Annotated in this window: 2 protein-coding genes; one reads left to right on the forward strand and one right to left on the reverse strand. The window is 77.1% G+C overall.

What is annotated here, in order from left to right; translation table 11 throughout:
- The first annotated feature begins 541 nt into the window (after positions 1–541).
- Positions 542–1,171, forward strand: coding sequence for a GNAT family N-acetyltransferase (locus BST28_RS22485; RefSeq protein WP_083083179.1), 630 nt, complete (start codon positions 542–544; stop codon positions 1,169–1,171).
- 23 nt (positions 1,172–1,194) lie between these two features.
- On the opposite strand, the gene BST28_RS25175 is transcribed toward BST28_RS22485, so the two are convergent.
- Complete coding sequence (locus BST28_RS25175; protein WP_165758135.1) at positions 1,195–7,389, reverse strand: PE family protein; 6,195 nt, start codon at positions 7,387–7,389, stop codon at positions 1,195–1,197.
- Positions 7,390–7,533 lie beyond the last annotated feature (144 nt).

Here is a 7,533-nt window from a genome sequence, read left to right on the forward strand (position 1 = left end):
CCAACAACGGCTCCCACGACGCCGCATCAAACAACGTCTCCCACGACGAAGCCTGACCCAAATCCCCCAGCGCCCCAGCCAAATCCGACCCAAGAAGATCAACAACCCAATCCAACTCATCAGCATGCGCCACCGGAGCCACCGACACCGGCGCCACCCCAAACGCCAAAAACGCCCCAACCGCACTACCGGCAGCGACCGCCCGGCTACGCCGTCGGCCGACCGCGCCGGTGAAACCACGACGCCCTGTGCGGTGCTGCTTACCAGTCATGTGGGACTCCCTATTCTGCAACGAACCCATGTCAGTCATGTTGTGTCGGATCAAGTTTCGGTGTTATCAGCGCTGAGGTCTCAACGCCGCTGGTGGAAAATCAGGTTGTCGGTTCAGGCCGCGCCGATCGGCAATTCGGCGCTGACACCCGCCGGTGGACGTGGCATCATTGGCGAACCCATTGGCGACGGCGCGGCCGTCAACGGATTCCCAGGAGGCACTGGTAATGATTACCGGAATCGATTCGGCCACAACGGATTCGGGTGCACTATGAGCGCGCACATGCCGCGGCAACTCGACCATTTGACCGACGAGCTCCGCGCGGTTCCGCCGCCGCCGCTGCCGGTCTTCCCGGAGCCGTACAGTGTGCGTTTCGCAGACCCGGCCGGTGACGCCGAGATGATCTCCGAGTGGATGAACCGGCCGCACCTGGCCGCAACCTGGAGCTACGACTACCCGGCCGACGAATGGCGCCGCCACCTGGAGATCCAGTTCGAGGGCGGCTACTCGCGCCCCTACGTCTTCAGCATCGACGGCCGGCCCATGGGTTACATGGAGTTGTTCCGCGCCGCACAAGACGACGTCTCCACCGTTTACGACGCGCATCCCTACGACGTCGGATTGCACGCCGCCATCGCCGATCTCGACATGGTCGAGCACGGACACGGCGCGATCATGTTCCGCGGGTTCGTGCAAAGCGTGTTCGAGATCGAACCGCAGTGCCGGCGGATCATCGGAGACGCCCATGCCGGCGCCGGCTCGTACGGGCGCCGGTTCTGGGAGCGACGCGGCGGGGTGTTCCTCGGCGAGCACTACATGGCGAAGTGGGATCAGCGCATCGCGCTGTTCGCGTGGCCGCGAACCCCCGAGGATGTCCCGGAGGTTCGCGGCGCGCCCTGACGCCGGCCGGCGGCGGCGGATCATCATCCGACGCCGCCCTTGCCGCCGGTGCCGCCGGTGCCACCGGTGCCGCCGGTGCGGCTGCCGCTGCCGGAGGGGTTGCCGCCGGTGTTGCCGGGGTTACCGTCGGCACCGACAATGCCGCCGCCGCTGGTGCCGCCGGTGCCGCCGGCGCCGCCGGTGCCACCCTTGCCGCCGATGTAGCCGCCGCCGCCGGTGCCGCCGGCGCCGCCCTTGCCGCCGGTACCGCCCTGGCCGGCAGTGCCGCCGTTGCCGTTGGTGCCGTTGGCGCCCGCCGTACCGGCCGTGCCGGTGGCGTTGTTCTGAGCACCGGCCGCACCACCCTGGCCGCCGGCCCCGCCGTTGCCGCCGTTGCCGCCGACACCACCGTCACCGCCCTGACCGCCGGGGACCGCGGTGCTGCTGCCGGTGGCACCGACCCCGCCGGTACCGCCCTTGCCGCCGTTACCGCCGGTGCCGCCGTTCCCGCCGGTGCCACCGCTGCCGGAGTTGCCGGACTGGGTGCCGCTGGCGCCACCGGCGCCGCCGGCGCCGCCCGCACCGGCGTTGCCGCCGGTCGCGCCCGCACCGCCGGTGCCGCCCTGGTTTCCGGTTCCCGCCGTGCCGGTGGTTCCGGTGGAACCGGTGGAGGTTTGGGTGAAGCCGTTGCCGCCGAGACCACCGTTACCGCCCCGGCCGCCGTCGCCGTTGAGCGCGGCGCTGCCGCCGGCGCCGCCGGCGCCGCCCTGCTGGCCGTTCGGTGACGCCGCGGTGCCGTTGGCGCCGGCAGCACCGTTGCCGCCGTTGCCGCCCTTGCCCGCGGCACCGGCTGCGCCGTCGGAGCCGTTAGCCGCCTGCGCGGAGTGGTCGCCGCTCCAGCCGCCGGTCCCGCCGACACCCGCCGCGCCGGCGACGCTGGAGCTGTCGCCGCCGTTTCCGCCGGCACCGGCGACCGGGCCGCCGGTGATGGCCAGGGTGCCACCGTTACCGCCATTGCCACCGTTGCCGGCGTTGCCGCCGTTGCCGCCGTCGGCGCCCGCGCCGCCGATGCCGCTGGCGCCCGCGGTGCCGTTGACGGCGCTGCCGCCGGCACCGCCGCCGCCACCGCTACCGCCGACACCACCGTTGCCGGCGATGCCGGTGGCGTCGCCACCGTCGCCGCCCGCGGCACCGCTACCCGCGGCCGCATTGGCACCGGTCGTACCGTTGGCCGCGCTGCCGCCGTGACCGCCGACGCCGCCCTTACCGCCGTTACCGCCGGCACCGCCGTTGCCGGAGGTGGAGCCGCCGGCGCCGCCGGTACCGCCGGCACCGCCGTTACCGCCGTTGACACCGTTGGTGCCGTCGCCGGAGGCCAACGTCGTGCCGTTGGTGCCGGCCGCGCCCGCACCGCCGTCGCCGCCGCGGCCACCGTTGCCGACCGCGCCGGCCGCGCCGGCGTTACCGCCGTTGCCGCCGGACTGCGCGACTCCGTCACCGAGCATCACGCCGTTGCCGCCGCTGCCACCGTTGCCGCCGTGACCGGTCGCGGCGTTGCCGTTGGCGCCGGTCGCGCCGCTGGCCGCGATCAGGCCGTTGGCCCCGACACCGCCGTGACCGCCGACGCCGCCGCTACCCGCGTAGCCACCGCTGCCGCCGTCGCCGCCGTCACCGGCGATGTGCCCGGCGCCGCCGCCGGCGCCGTTACCGCCGTTGCCGCCGCGGCCGGCGTCACCGCCGGCACCACCAGCGCCGCCCTGGCCACCGATGCCCGCGGCGCCCTGCGTGCCGTTGGTGGCAGTGCCGCCGAGGGCGCCCGCGCCGCCGTGACCACCGGCGCCGCCGTTGCCGCTGATGCCCGCATTGGTGCCGTCCTGGCCGGCTGCGCCGCTGCCGGCGAGCGCGTTCTGCCCGTCGACGCCGTTGGCGACGCCACCGATGCCGCCGGTACCGCCCCAGCCGCCTCGTCCGCCGGCGCCGCCGTTACCGGCGATGCTGCCGCCGGCGCCACCGACGCCACCGTTGCCACCCGTGCCACCGTCGGCACCGTCGGTGCCGTTGCCGGCGCCGTCGATGATGCCGTTGGCGCCGGTGGCGCCGTTACCGCCGTTGCCGCCCGCGCCGCCATTGCCGATGATGCCGGCCGCGCCGCCCTGGCCGCCGTGACCACCGGCCTGCGACGAGCCGTCGGCCAGGATCTGGCCCGCGCCGCCGTTGCCGGCGTCGCCGCCGTTGCCGCCGGTGCCGAGCAGACCGTCAGTTCCGTTGGCCGCCTGGCCGTCCTGGCCCATGCCGCCCTGGCCGCCGGCACCGGCCAAGCCGAGCCGGTCACCGCCCTGGCCACCGTCACCGCCGTTGCCGGCCACGGCGTTGACTCCGCCGCCACCACCGGTACCGCCGTTGCCGCCGTTGCCCGCATTGCCGGCGTTACCACCGTTGCCGCCGACGCCTGCGGTGCCGTTGACGGCGTCGCCGCCGCGGCCACCGTTCGCGCCGTCGGCCGAGTCGCCTCCGGCGCCACCGTTGCCGCCGTCACCGCCGTTGACGCCCACCGCGCCGTTGCCGCCGTTGCCGCCGGAACCGCCGTTGCCGCCGTTACCGCCCGCGCCGCCGTTACCGGAGAGGGTGCCGCCGGCACCGCCGTCGCCGCCCCGGCCGGCTGCCGCGCCCGAGCCGCCGTCGGTGCCGTTGCCGTCGCCGCCGGTGACTCCCGCCGCGCCGTCGGCACCGTGACCGCCGTTACCTCCCGCGCCGCCGTTGCCGACGTTGCCGCCGGCGCCACCGTTGCCGCCGCGGCCGCCGATCTGGCCGGTGCCGACCTGCCCGTTGCCGCCGTTGCCACCGGCACCGCCGTTGCCGCCGTGCGCGGCCGCCGCGCCGTCGGCGCCGTCTGCTCGCTGGGTGACGCCGTCACCGTTCAGGCCGCCCGTGCCGCCGGTTCCGGCCACGCCGATGTTGCCGCCGGCACCACCGTTACCACCGGTTCCGGCCACCGGGTTGACGCCGCCACCGGCGCCGTTTCCGCCGCGGCCGCCGTCGGCACCGGTCCCGGCGTTACCGCCGCGACCGCCGACCGTGCCCAGACCGTTGGTGCCCGCGGTGCCGTTGGTCGCGGTGCCGCCCGCACCGCCGTTACCACCGTTACCGCCGTTGCCGCCGGACCCGCCGTTACCGCCCGCGGCGCCGTCGCTGCCGACGCCGCCGGTGCCGGCCACCGCGTCGAACCCGGCCTTGCCCTGGGCCCCGTTGCCGCCGTTGCCACCGGTGCCCGCCGCGCCGGCGCCACCGCCCGCACCGCCGTTGCCGGCGATCGAGCCGCCCTTGCCGCCCGCACCGCCGTCGCCGCCGTCGCCACCGGACTGACCGTCCTGACCGTGCACCTGCCCCAGCGTCGTGCCGTTGGCGCCGTTGCCACCGATGCTGCCGGCACCGCCGGCACCACCGGCGCCGCCGTTGCCGTAGGTTCCGGCGTCACCGCCAGCCCCGCCCGCGCCACCGGCCTGGGGGCTGCCGTCGGCCAGCACCGAACCGTTGCCGCCACGGCCACCGGCACCACCGTTGCCGCCGGTACCGGCGCCGCCGTTGCCGCCGTTGACGGCCTGCTGGCCGTCGCCGCTCAGACCGCCCTGACCGCCGTATCCGATCCCGCCCCGGTCGCCGCCGGCGCCACCGTCACCGCCGTTGCCGGCCACCGCGTTCGCGCCGCCGCCGGCGCCGTTGGCACCGGTGCCGCCGTTGCCCGCGTTGCCCGCGGCGCCGCCCTGACCGCCGGCGCCACCGGCACCGACCGCACCGTCGTTGCCGACCGTGGCGATGCCGCCGAGGCCGCCGTTACCGCCGTTACCGCCCAAACCGCCGGTTCCACCGCTGCCGCCGTCGCCGCCGTCACCGCCGTCGAGTCCGCTGCCGGACGGCACCGCCAGCGCATTGGCGCCGTTGGCGCCGTGGCCACCGCGGCCACCCGCACCGCCGGCACCACCGGCCCCGCCGGCCCCGGCGTCACCGGACTCGCTGCCGCCGTCGCCGCCCCGGCCGCCGTTACCACCCAGGCCGCCGAAGCCACCGTCGGTGCCGTCGGTGCCGTTGCCGTTTCCATCGACGACCCCGTCGACACCGGCCAGGCCGGTGGACCCGACCCCGCCGTTACCGCCCGCACCGCCGATACCGATCGGCCCGGCCGCGCCGCCGTTGCCGCCGTCACCACCGGCCTGCGGCGTGCCGTCGGCCTGCACGAGGCCGGTGCCGCCGGTACCACCCGCGCCGCCGTTGCCGCCGGTGCCCGCCGCACCCGCCGCGCCGCTGTCGGCCTGTTCGGTGTGGCTGGCGTTCCAGCCGCCCTCACCGGCGTTGGCGCCCGCCTGGCCACGGACACCGCCCTGGCCGCCGTCGCCGCCGTCACCCGCCTTGGCGCCGCTCCCGCCGCCGGCGCCCTGGCCGCCGTTGCCGCCGTTGCCGGCATTGCCGGCGTCGCCGGCGTTGCCGCCGAGCCCGCCGAGCCCTTCGGCGCCGGTCGCGCCGTTGGTGGCAGATCCGCCCGCACCGCCGTTGCCGCCCTGGCCGCCGTCGCCGCCGTTGCCGCCATTGCCGGCGTTGCCGCCGTCGCCGCCGTCGAGGCCACTGCCCGCGGCCGCGTCCGCGCCGTTGGTGCCGTCGGCGCCGTTGCCGCCGTGCCCGCCGTGCCCGGCCGCGCCGCCGTTACCGCCGGCCCCGCCGTCGCCGGAGGTGGTACCGCCCGCGCCGCCCTGACCACCCTGGCCGCCCTGACCACCGGTGGCACCATCGGTGCCGTTGCCGTCGACGTCGGTGCTGCCGTCCACGGTCGCACCGGCGCCGCCGGCACCACCGGCACCACCGTTACCGACCGCCGCCGCGTCACCGCCCGCACCGCCGGCGCCGCCGCCCTGGCCGGTGTTGAGGCCGCTGATCAGGCCCTCGCCGGCACCACCCTGGCCGCCGGCGCCGCCATCGCTGCCCGATCCGGCGCTGCCCGCCGCGCCCGCGGCTCCGGTCGCCGTGCCACTACCGCCGAGACCCACGATGCCCGCGGCGCCGCCGTCGGCTCCGGCACCACCGGCGCCACCGGCACCGGCATTGGTGCCGCCGCCACCGCCGAGGCCCGCACCGCCTGCGCCCGCCGCACCGGCATCGCCGCCATCGCCCGCGTTACCGCCGGCGCCACCGGTGCCGACGGTGGCGTCACCACCCTGGCCGCCCTGGCCGCCCTGACCACCAGCGCCGGCGTTGCCGCCGTTGCCGCCATCGGTGTCGGCGAGGGTCGCGTCGGCGCCCGCGCCACCGGCGCCACCCCTACCGCCGGCACCGCCGTTGCCGCCGACACCACCGTCACCGGAGGTGCTACCACCGGCGCCGCCCTGGCCGCCCGCGCCACCGGCGCCGCCGACCGCGCCATCGGTGCCGTTGCCGTCACCGCCGGTGATGCCGTCCACGGTCGCGCCGACGCCGCCGTTGCCGCCGGCACCGCCGGTGCCGACCTCCGCGGCGTCTCCGCCCTGGCCACCGGCACCGCCAGCCTGCCCGGTCAGGCCGTCACTGGCCAGACCCTCACCGTCGCCACCGGCACCGCCCGCGCCGCCATCGCTGCCGGCACCGACGTTGCCCGCCGCACCGGCGGCACCGCCGTCGGTTCCGGCCCCGGCCGCACCGGCCGCACCGCCGAGGCCACCGTTACCGCCGGTGCCACCCGCGCCGGCCGCGTCGAAGCCGCCGCCGCCGAGGCCCTTGCCGCCGGCCGCGGCCTGGCCCGCGTCGCCACCGTTGCCCGCCGCGCCACCGGCGCCGCCGATGCCGTTGCCGGCGCTGATACCACCGGCACCGCCGTCGCCACCGATACCACCGGCGCCGGCGTCGCCGCCGTTACCACCGGTGCCACCGGCGACCGTCGCGTCTGCTGCAGCGCCACCGTTTCCGCCGGTGCCGCCGGTCCCACCGGCACCGCCTACGCCGCCGGTGCCCGAAGTCGTGCCACCGGCGCCACCGGTACCACCGGCACCCCCGTTGCCGCCGGTGCCACCGGCGGTGCCATCGCCATTGGCATCGGTCTCGCCGTCCACACCGGTTGCGCCCTGGCCGCCGGCGCCGCCGTTACCACCGTTGCCGGTCGCGTTGCCGGCATCACCACCGTCGCCACCGCGGCCACCGGCCTGCACCGTGCCATCCGCGAGGACTTCCCCGTTGCCACCAACACCACCATCGCCACCGTTGCCCACGGCGCCGTCCACACCAGCTGCACCCGACGCCGCCTGCCCCACACCACTGGAACCACCCGCACCCCCGGCACCACCAGAACCCGCAGTCGACCCCGCCGCACTACCACCCCTACCGCCGGCACCAGCCGCCGCCCCGGTACCACCACCCGCACCAGC

Origin of the sequence: Mycolicibacter kumamotonensis (genome assembly GCF_002086285.1) — a bacterium.
In the GTDB taxonomy this organism is placed as follows: Bacteria; Actinomycetota; Actinomycetes; order Mycobacteriales; family Mycobacteriaceae; genus Mycobacterium; species Mycobacterium kumamotonense.

Excerpts from the sequence above, each read along its gene's own strand:
- BST28_RS22485 (WP_083083179.1), top strand. The coding sequence starts at position 542 with ATGAGCGCGCACATGCCGCGGCAACTCGACCATTTGACCGACGAGCTC.